The organism is Micromonospora sp. NPDC048894 (genome assembly GCF_040649765.1).
GTDB classification, from domain to species: Bacteria; Actinomycetota; Actinomycetes; order Mycobacteriales; family Micromonosporaceae; genus Micromonospora; species Micromonospora antibiotica.
The window spans coordinates 212,056-232,313 of record NZ_JBEZFY010000001.1 but is presented as its reverse complement, the minus strand read 5'-3'; the positions used below and the strand labels follow the sequence as shown (position 1 = coordinate 232,313).

General features: G+C 72.4%; 16 protein-coding genes and 3 pseudogenes. 4 read left to right on the top strand and 15 right to left on the bottom strand.

Annotation, left to right across the window (positions count from 1 at the left end; genetic code table 11):
* Positions 1–130: 130 nt before the first annotated feature.
* The 4 genes and pseudogenes from AB0C22_RS01095 to AB0C22_RS01080 form a co-directional block, all read left to right on the top strand.
* Complete coding sequence (locus AB0C22_RS01095) at positions 131–1,570, top strand: 3' terminal RNA ribose 2'-O-methyltransferase Hen1 (protein WP_357532807.1); 1,440 nt, start codon at positions 131–133, stop codon at positions 1,568–1,570.
* Positions 1,567–4,080 carry a polynucleotide kinase-phosphatase gene (locus tag AB0C22_RS01090; RefSeq protein ID WP_357532805.1) on the top strand — a complete coding sequence of 838 codons (2,514 nt, stop codon included), beginning with the start codon at positions 1,567–1,569 and terminating at the stop codon, positions 4,078–4,080. The genes AB0C22_RS01095 and AB0C22_RS01090 overlap by 4 nt, the downstream gene beginning before the upstream one ends.
* 253 nt (positions 4,081–4,333) lie before the next feature.
* On the top strand, positions 4,334–5,890 hold the full coding sequence (locus AB0C22_RS01085; protein ID WP_357532803.1) for a cell wall anchor protein: 1,557 nt from the start codon (positions 4,334–4,336) through the stop codon (positions 5,888–5,890).
* 182 nt (positions 5,891–6,072) lie between these two features.
* Positions 6,073–6,861, top strand: a pseudogene (locus AB0C22_RS01080) (DedA family protein); the annotation flags it as partial.
* Between the two features lie 363 nt (positions 6,862–7,224).
* Here AB0C22_RS01080 and AB0C22_RS01075 read toward each other — a convergent pair.
* From AB0C22_RS01075 to clpB, 15 genes and pseudogenes are all read right to left on the bottom strand, one after another.
* On the bottom strand, positions 7,225–7,602 hold the full coding sequence (locus AB0C22_RS01075; protein ID WP_007454255.1) for a metalloregulator ArsR/SmtB family transcription factor: 378 nt from the start codon (positions 7,600–7,602) through the stop codon (positions 7,225–7,227).
* Positions 7,603–7,659: 57 nt separating this feature from the next.
* Positions 7,660–8,199, bottom strand: a complete 540-nt coding sequence (gene pyrE / locus AB0C22_RS01070; RefSeq protein ID WP_091252187.1) for an orotate phosphoribosyltransferase — start codon at positions 8,197–8,199, stop codon at positions 7,660–7,662.
* Between the two features lie 167 nt (positions 8,200–8,366).
* Positions 8,367–9,176, bottom strand: coding sequence for an SDR family oxidoreductase (locus tag AB0C22_RS01065; RefSeq protein ID WP_219465541.1), 810 nt, complete (start codon positions 9,174–9,176; stop codon positions 8,367–8,369).
* 9 nt (positions 9,177–9,185) lie between these two features.
* Entirely contained in the window at positions 9,186–9,842 is a 657-nt protein-coding gene (locus AB0C22_RS01060) for a hypothetical protein (protein WP_219465539.1), read from the bottom strand.
* A gap of 73 nt (positions 9,843–9,915) precedes the next feature.
* The gene (locus AB0C22_RS01055) at positions 9,916–10,794 is read right to left on the bottom strand and encodes a hypothetical protein (RefSeq protein ID WP_219465538.1); all 879 of its coding nucleotides are present in this window, start codon (positions 10,792–10,794) and stop codon (positions 9,916–9,918) included.
* A gap of 153 nt (positions 10,795–10,947) precedes the next feature.
* Positions 10,948–11,931 carry a hypothetical protein gene (locus tag AB0C22_RS01050; protein WP_357533329.1) on the bottom strand — a complete coding sequence of 328 codons (984 nt, stop codon included), beginning with the start codon at positions 11,929–11,931 and terminating at the stop codon, positions 10,948–10,950.
* A gap of 34 nt (positions 11,932–11,965) precedes the next feature.
* Positions 11,966–13,543, bottom strand: a complete 1,578-nt coding sequence (locus AB0C22_RS01045; RefSeq protein ID WP_357532800.1) for a polyamine aminopropyltransferase — start codon at positions 13,541–13,543, stop codon at positions 11,966–11,968.
* Entirely contained in the window at positions 13,540–14,292 is a 753-nt protein-coding gene (locus tag AB0C22_RS01040) for a hypothetical protein (protein ID WP_357532798.1), read from the bottom strand. Before AB0C22_RS01040 ends, AB0C22_RS01045 begins: the two co-directional genes overlap by 4 nt.
* On the bottom strand, positions 14,292–14,714 hold the full coding sequence (locus tag AB0C22_RS01035) for a DUF350 domain-containing protein (protein WP_219465535.1): 423 nt from the start codon (positions 14,712–14,714) through the stop codon (positions 14,292–14,294). The genes AB0C22_RS01040 and AB0C22_RS01035 overlap by 1 nt, the downstream gene beginning before the upstream one ends.
* A 40-nt stretch (positions 14,715–14,754) precedes the next feature.
* Positions 14,755–15,180: a DUF4247 domain-containing protein gene (locus tag AB0C22_RS01030; RefSeq protein WP_208565302.1), complete on the bottom strand. Its 426-nt coding sequence runs from the start codon at positions 15,178–15,180 to the stop codon at positions 14,755–14,757.
* A gap of 114 nt (positions 15,181–15,294) precedes the next feature.
* Positions 15,295–15,651, bottom strand: a pseudogene (locus AB0C22_RS01025) (DUF2617 family protein); the annotation flags it as partial.
* Between the two features lie 177 nt (positions 15,652–15,828).
* Positions 15,829–16,002, bottom strand: a pseudogene (locus tag AB0C22_RS01020) (DUF2617 family protein); the annotation flags it as partial.
* 2 nt (positions 16,003–16,004) lie between these two features.
* Positions 16,005–16,631: a DUF4178 domain-containing protein gene (locus AB0C22_RS01015; RefSeq protein WP_219465534.1), complete on the bottom strand. Its 627-nt coding sequence runs from the start codon at positions 16,629–16,631 to the stop codon at positions 16,005–16,007.
* 96 nt (positions 16,632–16,727) lie between these two features.
* A complete protein-coding gene (locus AB0C22_RS01010; RefSeq protein WP_219465533.1) occupies positions 16,728–17,132 on the bottom strand; it encodes a hypothetical protein in 405 nt (134 codons plus the stop codon).
* A 371-nt stretch (positions 17,133–17,503) separates the two neighbouring features.
* Positions 17,504–20,095, bottom strand: a complete 2,592-nt coding sequence (clpB, locus tag AB0C22_RS01005) for an ATP-dependent chaperone ClpB (RefSeq protein ID WP_219465531.1) — start codon at positions 20,093–20,095, stop codon at positions 17,504–17,506.
* Between the last annotated feature and the right edge of the window lie 163 nt (positions 20,096–20,258).

Sequence of the window (20,258 nt, the reverse complement as noted above, 5' to 3'; positions counted from 1 at the left end):
CCCGACCGGGCCGGACCGCCGGGCGTTGCGCCTCGCCGCCCGCGCACCCGGACCGCTGCGGCCCCGGAGAGCGGCGGCCCCGGGGGAAATGAGGACGACGCCGGATCGGCCACGCTGGGATCATGGGCGCGTGCTGCTCACCCTGACCACCACCCACCAGCCGGCGACGGATCTCGGTTTCCTACTGGTCAAGCACCCCGACCGGGTGCAGGAGTTCGACCTGCCGGCGGGCACCGCGCACGTGTTCTACCCGGAGGCGACGGAGCAGCGGTGCACGGCCGCCCTGCTGGTCGAGGTCGATCCGCAGCGCCTCGGGGTGGGGCGGCGGCGGGCGGCGTCCACCCCCGAGAGTTTCACCCTCGGGCAGTACGTCAACGACCGTGCCTACGCCGCGTCGAGCCTGCTGTCCTCCGCGCTGTCCACGGTGTTCCGCTCCGCGCTGCGCGGGGTGTCCCGGGACCGCCCGGAGCTGGCCGGCACGGCGATCCCGCTGAGCATCCGGGTGCCGGTGCTGCGTTGCCGGGGCGGTGCGGAGCTGGCGGTACGCCTGTTCGCCCCGCTCGGCTGGACGGTCACCGCAGCCCCGCTCCCGCTCGACGAACAGCACCCCGAATGGGGTGACAGCCGGTACGTCGACCTCTGCCTGACCGGCACGGTCCGCCTCGCCGACGCCCTCAACCACCTGTACGTCCTGCTGCCGGTGCTGGACGACGCCAAGCACTACTGGGTCGCCCCGGACGAGATCGACAAGCTGCTGCGGGCCGGGGCGGGCTGGTTGGCCGACCACCCGGACCGGGTGTTGATCACCCGGCGTTACCTGGCGCACCGGCGGGCGTTGGCCGGGCAGGCGATGGCCCGGCTGGCCGAGTTGCGGCTGGCCGACGTACCCGCGCCGGACGACAGTGTCGACGAGGCCACCGGCCCGGCGGACGCCGACCCTGGGCGGGCGTCCCTGGCGGTGCGGCGGCGCGAGGCGGTGCTCGCCGCGCTGGCGGCCAGCGGCGCGAGCCGGGTGGTGGACCTGGGGTGTGGCGGCGGTGCGCTGCTCACCGCGTTGCTCGCCGACCGGCGTTACACCGAGGTGGTGGGCGTGGACGTCGCTCCCCAGGCGCTGACCGTGGCCGCCCGTCGGCTGCGGCTGGACCGGCTGCCCCAGCGGCAGCAGGACCGGGTCCGGCTGTGGCAGTCGGCGTTGACCTACCGGGACGACCGGTTGCGCGGCTATGACGCGGCGGTGCTGATGGAGGTCGTCGAGCACCTGGACCCGGCCCGGCTGCCCGCGTTGGAGGATGCCGTCCTGGGTCACGCCCGACCGGGCACGCTCGTGGTGACCACCCCCAACGCGGAGTACAACGTGCGTTACGAGGGGCTGCCGGCGGGTCGGTTCCGGCACCCCGACCACCGGTTCGAGTGGACCCGTGCCGAGTTCGCGGCGTGGGTCGGGCGGGTGGCCGCCGACCACGGTTACACGGCCACGATCAGCGGGGTCGGTGACCACGACCCCGAGCTGGGCCACCCCACCCAGCTCGCCGTCCTCACCGCCGTGGGCAGCCAGGAGGCGACCCGATGACCACTCTCGACATTCCCGAGCTGGCCCTGGTGGCGTTGGTCGGCGTCTCCGGCTCGGGCAAGTCCACCTTCGCCGCCCGGCACTTCGCGCCCAGTCAGGTGCTCGCCTCGGACGCGTTCCGGGCGATGGTCGCCGACGACGAGAACGACCAGTCCGCCTCCGCCGACGCGTTCGGGGCACTGCACCACGTGGCGGGGGTACGGCTGCGGCGGGGCCGGCTCACCGTGGTCGACGCGACGAACCTCCAGCCGCACGCCCGCGCCGGGCTGGTGGCGGTGGCCCGGGAGCACGACGTGCTGCCGGTGGCGATCGTGCTGGACGTGCCGGAGGCGCTGGCCTGGGAACGGACCCGGGCCCGCACCGACCGCACGCACGGCCGGCAGGTGCTGGCCCGGATGCAACGTGACCTGCGCCGGTCGTCCGGGCAGTTGGCCCGGGAGGGGTTCCGCACAGTGCACGTGCTGCGCGGGGTCGAGGAGATCGACGCCGCGCGGATCCGGCTGGAGAAGCTGTTCAACGACCGGCGGGAGCTGACCGGGCCGTTCGACGTCGTCGGTGACGTGCACGGGTGCCGGGCGGAGCTGGAGTCGTTGTTGACGCGGCTGGGTTACCTGCTGCACCGCGACGACGCGGGTCGCCCGGTGGACGCGGTGCCCCCGGCTGGTCGTACCGCCGTCTTCGTGGGTGACCTGGTGGACCGCGGCCCGGACTCCCCCGGCGTGCTGCGCCTGGTGATGGGCATGGTGGCGGCCGGGCACGCGATCTGCGTGCCGGGCAACCACGAGCACAAGCTGCTGCGCAAGCTGCGTGGCCAGGACGTCAAGCTCACCCACGGCCTGGCCGAGACGATGGCGCAGCTCGACGCCGAGGACCCGGCGTTCGTGGCCGGAGTGGCGACCTTCATCGACGGCCTGGTCAGCCACTTCGTGCTGGACGGCGGCCGGCTGGTGGTGGCGCACGCCGGCCTGAAGGAGGCCTACCACGGCCGCGCGTCGGGCCGGGTCCGTTCGTTCGCGCTCTGGGGCGAGACCACCGGCGAGGTCGACGAGTACGGCCTGCCGGTGCGCTACCCGTGGGCGCGCGACTACCGGGGTGCGGCCACGGTCGTGTACGGGCACACCCCGACCCCGACGCCGGAATGGGTCAACAACACGATCTGCGTGGACACCGGTTGCGTCTTCGGCGGGAAGCTCACCGCGCTGCGCTACCCGGAACGGGAGCTGGTCTCGGTCGACGCCCAGCGGGAGTGGTACGCCCCGGCCCGGCCGCTGGTCAGCACCCCGACCCGCCCGGACACGGTGCTCGACCTGGCCGACGTGACCGGGCGGCGGCACCTGGAGCACGCCTACGGCACGCTGACCGTGCCGGCGGAGAACGCCGCCGCCGCGCTGGAGGTGATGAGCCGGTTCGCGGTGGACCCGGGCCGGTTGGTCTGGTTGCCGCCGACGATGGCACCCTGCTCGACGTCGACCGTGCCAGGGTTCCTGGAACACCCGGCGCAGGCGTTCGACGACTACCGGTCGGCCGGCGTGCAGCGGGTGGTGTGCGAGGAGAAGCACATGGGTTCCCGGGCGGTGGTGCTTGTCGAACGGGAACCGGGTCCGTTCGGCGGCGGGGTGGTGCACACCCGCACCGGCCGGCCGTTCTTCGGCCCGCCGTGGGACGGGGAGCTGCTGGACCGGGTCCGGGCGGCGGTCGGCACGGCCGGGCTGTGGGACGAGTTGGGCACCGACCGGCTGCTGCTGGACTGTGAGCTGCTGCCCTGGTCGGCGAAGGCGGGCGGGCTGATCCGCGAGCAGTATGCCGGGGTCGGGGCGGCCGGCCGGGCGGCGGTGCCGGCGGCGTTGGCCGCGCTGGAGGCCGCGAGCGCCCGCGGGTTGCCGGTGGACGCGCTGCGGGACCGGATGGCGGCCCGCCGGGCGGAGATCGAGGGTTACTCGGCGGCCTACCGGGCGTACGTGGCCCCCACCGAAGGGCTGCGCGGGGTGACCCTGGCGCCGTTCGCGGTGCTGGCCGGGGCGACGGTGACCTTCACCGACCGGGACCACGGCTGGCACCTGGCGTTGGCCGACCGGCTCTGCGCGGCCGACCCGGAGTTCTTCACGCCGACCCGACGGCAGGTGGTGGAGCTGGCCGACGAGGCGGCGGTGGCGACGGCCACCGAGTGGTGGTCGGCGCTGACCGGGGCCGGTGGCGAGGGGATGGTGGTCAAGCCGTACGCCGGTCCGGCGGCCCGGTCGGCACGCGGTTCGCTGCTCCAGCCGGGGATCAAGTGCCGGAGCCGGGAGTACCTGCGGATCATCTACGGCCCCGGTTACACCGCTCCCGACCAGCTCGCCGCGTTGCGTCGCCGCTCGCTGGGCCGTAAGCGGGGGCTGGCGCTGCGCGAGCACGCGCTCGGCCTGGCCGCCCTGGACGGGTACGCCGCCGACGTCCCGCTGTGGCGTCGGCACGCGCTGGTCTTCGCGATCCTCGCCTGCGAGTCGGAGCCGGTCGACCCACGCCTCTGACCGCCCGCCCCGGGCCGGGTGAGCGAACCCGGCCCAGGGCGGACAGCCCGGGGGTCGGGTCGGGCAGAGGGCGGGTCGGGCAGGGGGTCGGGTCGGGCAGAGGGCGGGTCGCAGGGTGGGTCGGGTCGTTGGGTGGAGTCGACGACCGTTCGGTCCATTCCGCCGACACCCGTCGTCGCGGGGCGGCCCGACCGGGACGGATTCCGTAGGCTGCGACAACCGCCCCAGCCCTTCCTCAGGACAGGATCCACTGATGCGCAAGCACGCGACGCGTCGTTGGCTGGCCGGACTCGGTGTGGTGGGCGTGTGCGTCGTCGCCTCCGCCGCTCCGGCCCCGGCCGCCCCCGCCAGCCCCGGAGCTTCCCCCGATGTGGTCACGGTGGCCGGGTTCACCACCTACGCCAACAACATCACCCTCGCCCCGGGCGGTCCGGGCAAGGACGTGTCCCTCAACGTGCTGGGCGACCGGCTCCCGCTTGAGTACACCGCCACCGTGGACTTCGGCGCCGTCGAGGCCTTCGCCGACGTACGCAATCCCTCAAGCCGTGCCTGCACCCGCAAGGGCACCGTCCTGACCTGCTCGGCCATCGACAACGACAGGTCGAACCTGCTGCTGATCCCGGTGCTGCCGCGCCCCGGGGCCGAGGTGGGTCAGGAGGGCCGCATCCGGATCACCGTGACCAGCCCTCAGACGGGTACGAGCACCACCGCCTCGACCGTTCTCATCGGCGAGGGGGTCGACCTGGTGGCGGGTCCCGCAGTCACGCTGACCGGCGGTCCCGGTGCCACGGTGCCGATGAGCCTGTCGGTCGGCAACCGGGGGAAGGAGACCGCGCGGGGCGTGGTGCTCCTCGTCTCGGCCGCGTACGGGCTCACCCCGTCGAAGCGCTACCAGAACTGCCGTTACGGCAGCAAGGGTGGGTTGGTGCATTTCACGCCGAACCTGTTCGCCTGCACCTTCGACGATGAGATCGCGCCGGGCCGGGCACTCCGGGTCGACGGCGGCTTCGGTGTCACCGTGCCCCGTGACGTCTCGGCGCCGAACATCCAGCCCGGCACCGCCACCTGGTTCACCGCGCAGGACTGGGCGGACGCGCAGCCCAGCTACACGCTCGACCAGCAGGGGACCGGCGGTGTGCTGCGGCTGGAGTCGACCGGTACCCGCCTGCCCGGCGGCACGTCCCGGGCAGCACAGACCGACGTCAGGCCGACCGACAACGAAACCGCCGTCGAGTTGACCGTCACCGGCAACCAGCGGGCCGACCTGGCGGCAGACGAGGTGCGGATCACCGCCAGGGTGGGCGAGACCGTGCCGGTCAAGATCGGTTACACCAACCGGGGACCGGCCTCGTCGTCCAACGGCGGTCGCGACTTCTACACGGTCGTCACGATGACCGTGCCGAAGGGTGTCACCGCCGTCAAGGCACCCAAGAACTGCCTCGACGCCGACATCCAGGACGAGGAGGGCGGCCGGCCGGGTGCCCGCGCCTACCTCTGCTACCAGTACGACGTCATCCGCAAGGGTGGGAAGGTCGCCCTGCCGTTCTCGTTCCGCATCGATCGGGCGGGCGCCCTGACGGGCAAGGTCGAGCTGAGCAACGGCCCGGTGGGCGCGAAGGACCTCGACCCGAGCAACGACACCGCGAAGATCCTGGTGAATCCCGCCTCGGGTGGTCAGGGTGGCGACGACGGCTCGTTGCCGATCACCGGCTCCCCGACCGGCCTGGTGGCCACCGTCGGTGGTCTGTTGCTGGTGGCCGGGGTCGGCAGCTACCTGGCGGCCCGCCGCCGGTCGCACTTCGTGGCCTGAGCGGGCGCACGTCGTGGCCTGAGCAGACGCGGGTGGTCTGGGCGGGTGTGCGTCGTGGCCCGACCCGGGCGCGTCGTGGCCTGGGTGGGGCCGCGTCGCGGCCCGTCCGGGCGGGCCCGGGGTGAGATCACGGTCGAAGGGGCGCGTGCCGCGACCGACGCTTCGCGGGCTCGGTATGGTGTGTGGCCGTGGACACAGGTGAGAAGACGCGGGTGGTCGCCGAGACGGTCGCGCTGAATCCGCTCGACCCCAAGGATCTGCTCCAGACCTTCGGACTGGTCGGCGTGTGGGTGATCCTCTTCGCCGAGACCGGTCTGCTGGTGGGGTTCTTCTTCCCCGGCGACTCGCTGCTCTTCCTGGCCGGGGTCGCCGCCTCGCCGGTGGCCGATGCGATGTTCGGCGACGGCACCCGGCTCTCCCTGGTCGGGCTGCTGATCGGTGGGCCGATCTGCGCGATCGTCGGGGCCCAGCTCGGGCACTGGCTCGGGGCCCGCTACGGCCGCCGGATGTTCGAGCGCCCCAACTCCCGACTCTTCAAGAAGGAGTACGTGGAGAAGGCGGAGTTCTACTTCCAGAAGTTCGGCCCGGCCAAGGCCGTGGTGCTGGCCCGGTTCATCCCGATCGTGCGGACGTTCCTCAACCCGGTGGCGGGTGCGCTCGGCATGCCGGCGAAGCAGTTCCTCCTGTGGAACGTCGTCGGGGCGATCCTCTGGGTCGACGGCATCCTGCTGATCGGCTACCTGCTCGCCGACCAGATCTACAACGCCATCGGCGACAAGATCGACCGGTACATCCTGCCGGTGGTCGCGCTGATCATCCTGATCTCGGTGCTGCCGATCTTCTTCGAGTTCCTGCGCGACCGTAAGGCCCGTCGACGCGGTGAGGCCGTCGCGGTGGTCGCCGCCGCGAGCGCGGTGGGGGCGGTCGAGGCCGTCCGGGACGCCGTCGAGCACCACCACCCGCACCACGGGCAGCGGCACGGTGAAACGCAGCAGCACGGGCAGCAGCACGGTGAAACGCAGCAGCAGCCCTACGGCGGTGGGCAGCCCGGCCAGCCGCACGGCCGCGACCAGCAGTTCCCGCCGCAGACCTACGGTCAGCCCCAGCCGCCGCAGGACGGTGGACGGTACCCGGAGCACGGTCAGGACCGCTGAACGCCGGGACGACGAACGGCCGGCCCTCGGGGAGAGGACCGGCCGTTGCATACGCGTACGCCACCGCGGGCACGGTGGTGGATCAGCAAACTGACCGGTGACGGAGAACCGTCACCACCCGATGACGCCACCCCTGGTACGCCATCGGACGTCACCCCCTGGCGGGGGCGACGGGTGCAGTCAGCGGGCCTTCTTGGTGGCCCGCTTGCGCGGCGGCGTGAGGAGGTCGGCGATCGTAGCGATCGCCGACGGCACCAGCCGGTAGTAGGCCCACACACCACGCTTCTCCCGCTCCAGCAAGCCGGCCTCAGTGAGGATGCGGAGGTGGTGGCTGACCGTCGGCTGCGAGAGGCCGAGCGGCGCGGTGAGGTCACACACGCACGCTTCGCCCTCGGGCGCCGACTGGATCAGGCTGAGCAGCCGCAGCCGAGCGGGGTCGGCGAGGGCCTTGAGGACCCCCGCCAGCCGCTCGGCGTCGGCACGTTCGATCGGCTCGCCGGCAAGCGGCGAGATCTGAGGCATGGTCATTTCAGCCAACGCAGTTCCCACGTATTCCATCCTTCCACCAGCAGCATCGATCCGCCTGCATATCAGCAGATCCGAATCGGCAAATTTTCACGCCACAAGGCCGAGGTCAGCCAACGTAAAGGCCGCCCGATACGGCAGTCCGGCGGCGCGTACGACGTCGCTGGCGCCACGATCGACGATAACCGCCACGCCCACGACCTCCGCCCCGGCCTCGCGTAGTGCTTCGACGGCCGTCAACACGCTGCCGCCCGTCGTCGAGGTGTCCTCCACCGCCAGTACCCGCCGGCCGGCCACCTCAGGACCCTCGATCCGCCGTTGGAGACCATGCGCCTTGCCGGCCTTGCGGACCACGAAGGCGTCCAGGGGTCGATCGGTCTCCGCGGCGGCGTGCAACATCGAGATGCCGATCGGATCGGCACCCAGGGTCAACCCACCGACCGCGTCGTAATTCCAGTCGGCGGTCAGCTCCCGCATCACCCGACCGACCAGGGGAGCGGCCCGGTGATGGAGAGTCACGCGACGCAGATCGACGTACCACTCCGCCTCCCGCCCCGAGGAGAGCACGACCCGGCCATGGACCACAGCCAGGTCAGTGATGAATTTACGCAGGTCGTCGTGGTCCCCCATGCCGATAGAGGGTACTGCGCAAGTCTGTGGGTCGTGTGTGCGGCCCACCCGGATCGGTCACCCGATCGACCGATGACTGGCGATGGACGGCTACGCTGCGCGATCGCACGGGCAGAGTTGTCGCAGGACAGCGGGCGGCCCGCGCACCGTACCGCGCCGACGCCCGCTCACTCCCCGGCCGGATCGAGCTGCCCCCGCCGGTCCCGGAAGGCACCCCGCAACAACCGCCGCGGTACGTGTCGAAGGCTCGCGACGGCCAGCTTGTACTTCCAGTCCGGCACGCTGACCGTTTTGCCTTTCCGCAGGTCACGCAGGGCTTCGGCGACCACGTCGTCGGCCCGCAGCCAGATCCACCGTGGCATGCCGGACATGTCGATGCCGGTGCGCTCGTGATAGCCGGTGCGGGTGTAGCCGGGGCAGAGCGCCATCACGTGCACGCCCGCCACCCGGGTGGATTGCCCGATCGACTCGCTGAAGCTGGTGACCCATGCCTTGCTGGCTGGATAGGTGGAGCCCGGCATCACCGGGCCGAACCCGGCAACCGAAGAGACATTTATCACTGCCCCATCGCCGCGTTCGATCATTGGCCCGAGCGCGGCGAGAGTGAGCCGGAGTACCGCGTGCACATTCAACCGGAGCAATTGGGTCTCGTCGGCGACGGTGGAACGCAGAAACGGCCGACTGAGGCTGAGCCCGGCATTGTTGACCAACAGGTGCACCGGGTCGCCCGTGGTCAGTCGCCGTTCCACCCGGGCGCAACCGTCGTCGGTGGACAGATCGGCCGGTACGACCTGGACCTGGTTGCCGTACCGGCCGGTCAGTTCGGCGGCGGTCGCGTCGAGCCGGGTGGCGTCCCGGGCCACCAGGATCAGGTCCCAGCCCTCGGCGGCGAGTTGGCGGGCGAACGACTCACCGATGCCGGCGGTGGCACCGGTGATCAGCGCGCGGCGGCCCGGAGCCGGTCGGTCGGCGGTCACGGTTGCTCCTCAACGGGGCGGCGGCACCGGCGGAACGGCACCGGGGTCAGGCTCGGACGCCGGGGTGAACGGGGGCGGCCCGGAGCCGGGGCCCACCGGGCGGCGGGTGGCGAACCAGGTGCTCGCCGCCGGCAGCACCAGCAGCACGGCCACCACAAGGTAGCCGAGGGCCTGGCCCACCGAAACCCCCGCGTTCACCGGCACCCACCAGGACGGGTAGGCGTCGTCGAGGGTGCCGAACAGGTCGGCGACGCCCTGGTCCCCGCTGCCCAGCCGCAGCGGCCTGACCCGCTGGCCGACCAGCGCCGCGAGCGCGCACCCACCGGCGAGCAGGCCCAGCCCGCAGACCACCCAGACGCCGATCCGGGCCGCCCGACGACGGGCGAGCAGCCCACCGGCGAGGCCGACCAGCAGCAGCCCCACCAGCACCGTCAGCACCGCCGCGCCGACCGTGCCGAGCCGCAGCAGTCGGACCACGCCGTCGACGTCGCCCGGGTCGGCGGCGGTGTCGGCGGCGGCCACCCGGAACCGGTCGACGGTGCCGCCCAGGGCGAGCAGGGTGGTCACGGCGTAGACCCCGGCGGCGAGCGCCATCAGCCCGAGCAGCGCCGCCGCCGTGGTGACGACGACCGGCCGGCGGGCCGGCACCTGATCCGGGTACGACACGACGATTCCCTCCGGTAGGCGTCGGTGTGCAACCTACTCGGAGGGAATCGTCGGTGTCGCTGTTACGCGCCCGTCAGCTGCCGGCGGGGCGTTGCGGGTCGTCCGGGCCGCTGCCTCCGGCGGGCCGGTCCGGCTCCCCACCCGACGGCGGCTGCCAGGACTGGCCGTCGGACGGCTGCGGCTGATCTGGCACGCCCGGGGTGGACGCCGACCGGCCGGGCTGACCCGGGGTCGACGACGGTCCGGGGGCACCGGGCTGGCCGGGGGTGCCGGGCTGCGGGTAGTCCGGCGTCGCCGGGTAACCCGGGGTGGCCGGGTAACCGGGGGTGGCCGGGTAGCCCGGGGTGGCCGGGTAGGCGGCACCGGGAACCGGCGGCTCCCAGCCGCCCTTGGGCTTGCGGAAGAACTCGTTGGACTTCGGCAGGGCGAGCAGGATCAGCGCCGCCAGCAGGGCCAACAGGCTGAGCACGCCGAGCAGGGTGCTGACCGGGTTGTACCAGGAGGGCAGCACGGCGTTCATGCTGCGCTCCAACTCCTCGGCGCTCGGCGCGTTGCCGGAGCCGGAGCCGGCGGAACCGCTGAAACCGGCGGAACCGTTGACCAGTCCACCACCGACGCAGCAGACCATGATGCCGCCGACCACCCAGGTGGCGATCCGGCTGCCGTTCTTGCCCCGGTTGTTGAAGATCGCCAGGACGACGAGGGCCAGCGCGATCAGCAGCAGAATGGCGGACGCGGCGACGGCGAAGACCACGACGGCGGTGCCGAGCCCCTCGACCTCGCTCGCGGTCCCCTCGAACGCGTCCTCGAACGCCTGGCGGAGCTTGCCGCTGATCGCGAGGGTGAGGATCAGCCCGATCAGTTGGAGCGCCGCAAAGAACATCAGCAGATAGCTGGAGAGCGTCACCAGACCCGGACGGGTCCGGGCGGGCGTGCTGTGGGAATCGACCATGATTCTCCTTCCTAGATCACCGCACCACGGTAACGTCCGCAGTCCCGTCGTACCGGCTACGACGGAGCCGTACCCGATGATCGACCTGCCGAATCATCCATCGGCCGGGCGCGGGGCCGCGACCGAAGCGGATCAGGCGGGCGCTTCCCCGGGTCACGACTCGCGCACCAACCGGCGGTGTTCGGCGGTCACCACACCGAGCAGGAGCAGGTCCACCGCCAGCCCGGTCACCGCGCCGAACTGGTTGACCGTGAAGTTGAAGATCTGCCCGAACAGCAGGTCGACCAGGAGGGCCAGCTTGAACAGCCGGAACGCGGCCCGCCGGTCGTTGCGGAGCAGGAACGCGGCGCGGATGCTCAGCACCCCGGCGACCACCGCCGAGGCCGACACCCCGAGCACCGCGCCCCACTCGCCGAGCTGGTCCAGCTCGCCGGTCACCCCCTCGGTGGTGACCGCCACCACCGTCGCCACCGGCTCGATGACCAGGTAGGCCACCACCAGCAGGACCACCCAACGCTGGGCGGTCAGCCGGAGCAGCGCGTCGCGCAGCCGGGCCACCCAGGGCTGCCAGAACCGCCGTGGCGGTGGTTCCCGGCGCGGCACCACGTCCAGCAGCGCGGAGACCGCCGACTCGACCTCCGGGCCGGCACCCCGGACCAGCCGCAGGGTGGCCACCCTGCGCCGGTCGGTCAACCCCCGGCCGACCCCGCCGACGATCACGTCCAACGCGTTCGCCACCCGTTCGCCGGGGGTCAGCCGGATCCGTTCGCGCAGCGCCTGGGTGATCACCACCAGCAGGGCGAACACGGCGTAGATGATCCCGGCGGCCGGCCGGTAGAAGTAGTCGGTGCCGGCGGTGACGAACTTGCCGACCTCGTCGATGAACAGCCCGAAACCGACCCCGGCGAGCACCGCGCCGGCCATCCGGGCGGCCCCACCGAGGAAGATCAGCGCGACGCCCAGGCCGACGGTCATCAGCAGGCCACCCCAGAGCACGTGCGCGATGTGCAGGCCACCGCCGCCGAGCTGCGGGTAGCCGGTGGCGTGCAGGAACGCCCGGGTGACCAGCACCGTGGCCACCCCGGACAGCACGAACGCCTGCAGGTACGCCGCAGCGTCCACCGCACGCGGTGGCAGCCGGCGGCGCAGCGACGGTGACATCAGTCCGAGGCTAGTAGCCGCGCCACTCGCTGCGGGCGTAGTCGAGCACCCTGGGCCGCAACAGGGTGGAGGAGGGCACGTCCAGGCGGCCCCGGTCGGCGGGGAAGGCCGCCGCCGCCCGCAGCACCCCCGGGTCGAGGAAACGCAGCCGGGGCGCGTCGGCCGGTAACTCCAGGGGCGGCGGGGCCCCGCCCGGCGCGGCGAGCACGAACCCCCAGTCACCGAACGACGGCACGTCGACGTGGTACGGCACGGTGGCGAAGCCCGCCTCGCGTACCGACGCCTCGATCGACCAGTACGACCGGGGCGCGAAGTACGGCGACCCGGACTGCACCACCAGCCGGGCGCCCTCGGCGAGCACCGAACGGATCAGGGCGTAGAACTCGACGGTGTAGAGCTTGGCGGTGGCCGTCTCGTCCGGGTCGGGCAGGTCGGCGACGACCACGTCGAAGCGTTCGCCGGCGGTCCGCAACCAGCCGAAGGCGTCGGTGTTGAGCACCCGGACCCGGGGGTCGTCGAGGGAACCGCCGTTGAGCGCGCGCAGCTGCGGCTCGGAGCGGGCCAGCGCCACCACCGCCGGGTCGAGGTCGACCACGGTCACCCGGCGCACGTCCGGATAGCGCAGGATCTCGCGGACCGCGAGACCGTCGCCGGCACCGAGGACCAGCACCTCACCGCGCGGGCCACGCATCGCCGGGTGCACCAGCGCCTCGTGGTAGCGGTACTCGTCGATCGAGCTGAACTGGAGATCGCCGTTGAGGAACAGCCGCAGGTCGGTGACGGAGTGGCCGACCTCGCGAACCGACCGGGTCAGCACGATCTCCTGGTAGCGGGAGCGTTCGGCGTGCACCACCGGGTCGCGGTAGAGCTGCTGACGGCTGGTCACCTCGAAGTCGGCGGCGGTGACCCAGGCGTATCCCAGGCAGAGGGCGACCACCACGGAGCCGGCGCCCAGCACGAGCCGGGCCCGGCGGCTCAGCTCGGCGCGGAACACCGTGCAGACCAGGGCCAGGCCGGCCACCGCGTTCACCGCGCCGACCACCAACGCGCCCTTGAGCTGGCCGAAGACCGGGATCAGCAGGAACGGGAAGGCGAGCCCGCCGAGCAGCGCGCCGACGTAGTCGGCGGCGAACAGGTCGGCGACCGCGCTGCCGGCGGCCTGCTCCCGGATGCGTTGCAGCATCACCATCAGCAGCGGGATCTCCGCGCCGATCAGCAGACCCAGCACGAACGCGGTGCCGACCAGCGCCGGGCCGTACAGGTCGAGCCAGGCGAACGCGGCGTAGAGGCCGAGCACCGACAGGCCGCCGAGCAGGGCCAGGGTCAACTCGATCACCGCGAACGCGGCGGCGGCCCGGGGCTGCAACGGCTTGGCGACCAGCGCCCCGATCCCCATCGCGAAGACCATCACGCCGAGCACGATCGACGCCTGCCCGACCGTGTCGCCGATCAGGTAGCTGCCAAGCGCGACCAGGGCCAACTCGTACACCAGGCCGCAGGCGGCGCAGACGAAGACCGCGAGCAGCACCGACGCGCGGGCCCACCGCCAGCGCGGCCGGACCGCCGGAGTCTCGTCGACCGTGGTCACCGCGCCCCCCGGAAACGCCCGGCCGGCGTCGCCGCCCGCTGCCGGCCGCGCTGGACGAACCCGACGGTGATCAGCAGGACGGCGACCAGCAGCAGGCCGGCGGCGGCCAGCACCGTACCCCAGCGGTCCCGCCAGAAGTCGCTGCCGGTGTCCGGCAGCGGGGCCGCCACCGCGCCGGGGTCGGCGGTCGGGGTGGCCGCCGGTGGTGCCGCACCCGTCTCGGCGACCAGCAGCGGCAAAGCCACGGCGGCGCGGCAGATCGCCCAGCCCGGGTCGTCCACGAAGACGTCCTCGTGCAGGCCGAACCGGGTCAGACCGGTCTGCACGGCGTAGAGGTCGGCCCGGGAGAAGTCGCCCGAGCCGGTCACGGTGATGGTCGCCGAGTCGCTGCTCTCGCTGCTCTCCGCGGTGTAGGTGATCCGGGCCCGGACCTGCACCCAGCGCGGGCAGCGGTCATCCTCCTCCACCGCCACCCCGTCACCCAGGTTGGAGCCGACGCTCACCGGCGAGAGGAACGACTCCTCCAGCCGCCAGCCGTAGCAGATACCCTGGCTGGCGGTCGCCTGGGCGAGCAGCGGCACGGTGTCGGCGCGCTCGTCGGCCGCCGGGGCGGGGACGTCGGTGCCGCCGGAGTCCCGGTTGAAGAGGCTACTGCCCACGCAGACCACCACGACCAGGCCGAGGACGATCCAGACGACCCAGGCACCCGCGTTCTGTTTCGGCTTCGCCGGCTGCTTCGCCGTGGTCATCAGCTGATGGCGGCGGCGATGATCGCGCCGGTGGCGAGGTGCACCATCGCCGACACCCAGACCGCCGGGTGCGGCTGCTGGTCGACCAGCAGCGTGCCCAGCTTGCCCGGGGTCAACGCGTCGAGCAGCACGAACGCCAGGGCCATGATGACCAGGCCGACGATCCCGTACGCGGCGGAACCGACCAGGCCGAGCAGGAAGTCGTCCTCACTGGCGGCGATCGCGGCCACCACGATGATGCCGACGCCGGCCAGGTTCGAGGTGAGCAGCAGCGCGGCGTTACGGTTGCGTTCGGTCCAGATAAGCTCGTGGAGCTTGCCCGGGGTGGCCACGTCCACCAGCACGTAGCCGACGGCCATCAGGACGACACCGACCACCCCGTAGGCGAGGGTGACCAGCAGGTCGGTGACCAGGTTCTGCACAGCGTGCTCCAGGGGTTCGTTCGGTCGGGATCGATACGCGTCACTTGCCGGAGCCGGGGCCGCCACCACGCACGGTGCTGCCCCGACCCCAACCCCAGTGGCTGCCCACCGTCGAGTGGTAACGCGGGTAGGCGGTGCGCATCCGCTCCAGCAAAATCAGCGAGCCGGCGGCGATCGGCAGGATCACCAGCGAGTCGTCGTCGTAGCGCAGGTAGACGCCGCTGCCGTCGACGTACTGGTCGGCCGGCTTCCAGGCACCGGTGACGTCGTCCGCCACCTGGCTCGGGGTCCGGTTCGAGGTGTACGCGACGGCGTCCCGCCCGATGTCCCGGGCCGCCGCCCGGGTGTAGCGGTCCTCGATGTAGCCCCGGGGCGAGAAGTTGCCGTAGAAGATCGCGAAGGCGGCGACCAGCGCGCCGACGACCGCGAACGCCACCCCCACCACGAACCAACGTCGGTACGTCACGGTGCCTCCTTCGTTCGCGACTGCGGGGCTCGCAGAACCGGCTCACTCCTCGCGCTCACGGTGTCTCCTTCGTTCGCGACTGCGGGGCTCGCAGAACCGGCTCACTCCTCGCGCTCACGGTGCCTCCTCCGTTCGCGACTGCGGGGCTCGCAGAAGGTCCACCACCGTCTCGGTCAGGACCAGTTCGTTGGTCTGGGGGTACGCGTGCCAGGTGCGCCAGCCCACCGTGCCGTCCGGCGCGTCGGGGCGTACGGCCAGCGCGGTGACCGCGTCCGGGTCCCCCGGAAAGACCCCGACCAGGGCGTACGGGTCGTCGGCCAGGTCGGCGCGGAGCGCGGCGATCCGGGTGTGCAGCTCCCCCTCGGCGGGGCGCAGCACGGTCGCGGTGAACCGGTAGCCACCCGCCTCGTCGTGCAGGTCGCCGGGCAGGTGCGGGGGCCGACCGGGCAGGCAGGCGACCGTCTCGACCAGCCCACCCGCCGCTGCCGGACCCGTCGCGTCGGCCCACCCGGTCGAGGTGTCGGCGTCGGCGAGCCCGGTCGAAGCCGCCGGGGTGCCGAGCCCGGTCGGAGCGGCCGGGGTGCCGAGCCCGGTCGGGATGTCCGCGTCGGCGAGCCCGGTCGAAGCGGCCGGGGTGGTGAACCCGGTCGGGGTGGTGAGGACGACCTGGTGGGACGCGCCGAGCAGGCGCAGCCGCAGCCGTACGCCGCCGGGCAGGGTCACGTCACGGATGTGCAGGGCGGGGCGTTCCGGGCCACCGAGCGCCAGGCTCAGGTCGGCGGCGCAGGTGTCGACGTACGGGGTGTCCAGGCTGACCAGCACGATCAGGACCCCCCCGGGCCGGACTGCGGGTACACCATCACGTCCGCGCGGTGCAGCCGCTCGCCCCGGCCCACCTCCCAGCCGGCGTCCCCGTACGCCTCGAAGGAGAGCCGCTCGCCGCCCTGGCCCCGGTAGTCCTGGTAGCGGACGGTGCCGTACGGGTCGAGGCCGGTGCTGCCGGTGGCCGAATAGCGGGCCTGGCCGGACTCCTCCCAGGAGTAGCGGCGGCCGGCGAAGTCGAGGGTGGGTGCGCCCGGGGTGATCGTGGCGGCCGGCTCGGCCGTCCAGAGCACCAGCTCCAGGTCCGGGTCCTCCTCGACGGAGAGCCAGCGCTTGTCGCCCTCGACGGTGTCCAGCAGGTGCTCGGCCCAGCTCCAGCCGCCCTCGACCAGGTGCACCGAGCCACGAACCGCGTAGGACACCCCACGGATCTCGACGATGTCGCCGGGCTTGAGCTTGCGGGGGTCCCCGCGCAGCGCGTCGGAGTCGGTGTCGCGGAACGGGTCCTTCGCCGGTGTCGGCCGGTTCGGTTTCCGACTCCGGCTGAAAGCCACCGCCGCCACCACGATCCCGGCGACCCCGATCAGACATCCCAACGTTGCCACGACGTACGCGACCGAACCGTTCACCCCGACCACCTCCCCAAGTGCATCGGCGGAGACGGTAACAACCCCGCGCACCCCGCGCACCTGGGGAAACTCAGCGAATCCTGAGTAAACAGTCAGCTACCGAGTGTCATCGTCGGTGTGCTGACCAGCCAGCCGGTCCGCCGCGTACCCGCCCAGCGTGGTGCTGCCCATCGTGCAGCCGGCAAAGGTGGTGAACTCGTCGTCGATGCCGCGTAGGGCCGCCCAGGCATCCCGGGCCGCCGCCGGATCGACCCCCTCCAACAGCGTCGCCGCGTACGCCCGGCCGGCCGGCGAGCCGTGCCGCAGCAGCCAGTCGACCTGCTCACGGGCCTGCCGGGGGCGCTGCGCGAACGCTTCCCCCACCCGTCGGTACGCCTCGGTCACCGGCAGCAGCGTGCCGGCGAACCCCACCCCGCCAAAGGCGACAGTGTCCGCCCCGGCGAGTTCCCGCACGGCGGCGTCCAGCTCCGGGTCGCCGCTCTTCTTCCGCATCCCGAACATGCCCCTCTCCTTTCCCCGCCCCACCCCTGACCACCCACCCCACCCCCACCCAACCCGCCCCACCCCCCACTCGACCCACCCCGCCCCCACTCAACCTCCGCCCAACCGCACTCAGCTCTCGCCAACCGCGGTGATCAAGAGGTTTACGTCACCAGAGAGCGCTCCCAGTGACGTAAACCTCTTGATCACCGGCGCAGGAAGGCCGGGGCGGGGGGTGATCAAGAGGTTTACGTCGAGGGAAAGCGCTCTCGTGACGTAAACCTCTTGATCACCAGGGCGGGGGGCGGGGCGGGGGGGCGGGGCGGGGGGGGCGGGGCGGGGGGGCGGGGCGGGGGGCGGGGCGGGAGGGGGAGGGGCGGCGGGGGCGGGGGTCAGGTGGAGGTGACGGTGAGGGCGTTCTTGTCGTCGGACAGGTCGACCCGTACCGTGTCGCCGTCCCGGATCACGCCACCCAGCAGGGCCTTGGCGAGCTGGTCGCCGATGGCCGACTGGACCAGGCGGCGCAGCGGGCGGGCACCGTAGATCGGGTCGTACCCGTGCTCGGCGAGCCAGGTCCGGGCGGCGTCGCTGACGTCCAACGCCAGCCGGCGGTCGCCGAGGCGCCGACGCAGCCGGGTGAGCTGGATGTCGACGATCGACCGCAGGTCGTCCCCGCGCAGCGCGGCGAAGACCACGATGTCGTCGAGCCGGTTGAGGAACTCCGGCTTGAAGTGCGAGCGGACCACCGCGAGCACCCCCTCCCGGCGCTGCTCCTCGGCGAGCGTCAGGTCGCTGATCACCGACGACCCCAGGTTGGAGGTGAGGATCAGGATCGCGTTGCGGAAGTCGACGGTACGACCCTGACCGTCGGTGAGCCGACCGTCGTCGAGCACCTGGAGCAGGATGTCGAAGACGTCCGGGTGGGCCTTCTCCACCTCGTCCAGCAGGATCACCGAGTAGGGGCGGCGGCGCACCGCCTCGGTGAGCTGCCCGCCCTCCTCGTAGCCGACGTAGCCGGGCGGGGCACCGACCAGGCGGGCGACGGAGTGCTTCTCGCCGTACTCGCTCATGTCGATGCGGACCATGGCCCGCTCGTCGTCGAAGAGGAACTCGGCGAGCGCCTTGGCCAGCTCGGTCTTGCCGACGCCGGTGGGGCCGAGGAACAGGAAGCTGCCGGTGGGGCGGTCCGGGTCGGCGACGCCGGCCCGCGCCCGGCGTACCGCGTCGGAGACGGCACCGACGGCCTCGGCCTGGCCGACGACCCGGCCGCCCAGCGACTCCTCCATCCGCAGCAGCTTGGCGGTCTCGCCCTCCAGCAGCCGGCCGGCCGGGATGCCCGTCCAGGAGGCGACGACGGAGGCGATGTCGTCCGCGCCGACCTCCTCCTTGAGCATCGCGCCGTCGGCCTGGAGCCGGGCGAGTTCCTCCTCGGCCCGCGCCAGGTCGGCCTTGAGCGCCGGGATGCGGCCGTAGCGCAGCTCGGCGGCGCGTTCCAGCTCGCCGTCGCGTTCGGCCCGTTCGGCCTCGCCGCCGAGGCGTTCCAGCTCCTCCTTGGCGGTGGAGAGCTTGGTGATGTGGCTCTTCTCGGTCTGCCAGCGCTCGGACAGGGCGGTGAGCTGCTCGCGCTTGTCGGCCAGCTCCTTACGCAGCCGCTCCAGCCGCTCGGCGGAGGCGGCGTCGGGCTCCTTGGCCAGCGCCATCTCCTCGATCTCCAGCCGGCGGACCGCCCGTTCGATCTCGTCCACCTCGACCGGCCGGGAGTCGATCTCCATCCGGAGCCGGGACGCGGACTCGTCGACCAGGTCGATCGCCTTGTCGGGCAGGAACCGGTCGGTGATGTACCGGTCGGACAGCGACGCGGCGGCGACCAGGGCGGCGTCGGTGATCCGGACGCCGTGGTGCACCTCGTAGCGTTCCTTGAGGCCGCGCAGGATGCCGATGGTGTCCTCGATGGTGGGCTCGCCGACCAGCACCGGCTGGAACCGACGCTCCAGCGCCGGGTCCTTCTCGATGTGCTCGCGGTACTCGTCGAGGGTGGTCGCGCCGACCATCCGCAGCTCGCCGCGCGCCAGCATCGGCTTGAGCATGTTGCCGGCGTCCATCGAGCCCTCGCCCTTGCCCGCGCCGACCACGGTGTGCAGCTCGTCGAGGAAGGTGATGACTTGCCCGTTGGAGTTCTTGATCTCCTCCAGGACGGACTTGAGCCGTTCCTCGAACTGCCCCCGGTACTGCGCCCCGGCGACCATCGCGCCGAGGTCGAGCGAGACCAGCTTCTTGTCGCGCAGCGACTCGGGCACGTCGCCGGCCACGATCCGCTGGGCCAGGCCCTCGACGATCGCGGTCTTACCGACGCCGGGCTCGCCGATCAGCACCGGGTTGTTCTTGGTACGCCGGGAGAGCACCTGGATCACCCGGCGGATCTCCGAATCCCGGCCGATCACCGGGTCGATCTTGCCGTCGCGGGCGCTCGCGGTGAGGTCGACGCCGTACTTGGTCAGCGCCTGGTAGGTCTGCTCCGGGTCGGCGGTGGTGACCCGCCGGTCCCCGCCCCGCACCGTCGGGAACGCGGCGACCAGGTTCTCCTCGGTGGCCCCGGCCGACTTCAGCGCGTTGGACACCGCGCCACCCACCCGGGCCAGACCGGCCAGCAGGTGCTCGGTGGAGGTGTACTCGTCGCCGAGCGGCCGGGCGATCTGCTCGGCGGCCCCGATGGCGTTGACGAACTCGCGGGCGAGGGTGGGCTCGGCGATGCTGGACCCACGGGCTGCGGGCAGCGCGTCGACCGCGCGCTGGGCGACCCGGCGCAGCTCGGCGGGGTCGGCACCCGCGGCGCGCAGCAGGCCGGCAGCGGTGGAACCGTCGGTGTCGAGCAGTGCCGACAGCAGGTGCCAGGGTTCCACGGTGGCGTGACCACGCTGGTTGGCCAGCGCGACGGCACCGGTGATGGTTTCGCGGCTCTTGGTGGTGAGTCGTTCCGTGTTCATGGGCTCCCCCGGGATCGGCGTGTCCACTAGTAAGAGACACCACCAGAGTTGAGCCTATTCCGCTCAACTCTCGCTATGTGACTCGCGTCACAAACTCTCGTTCGAGGTCGGCCGACGAACTCCGGCCCACCTCAGTTGACCCACCGCACCCTGCCGCACTCCA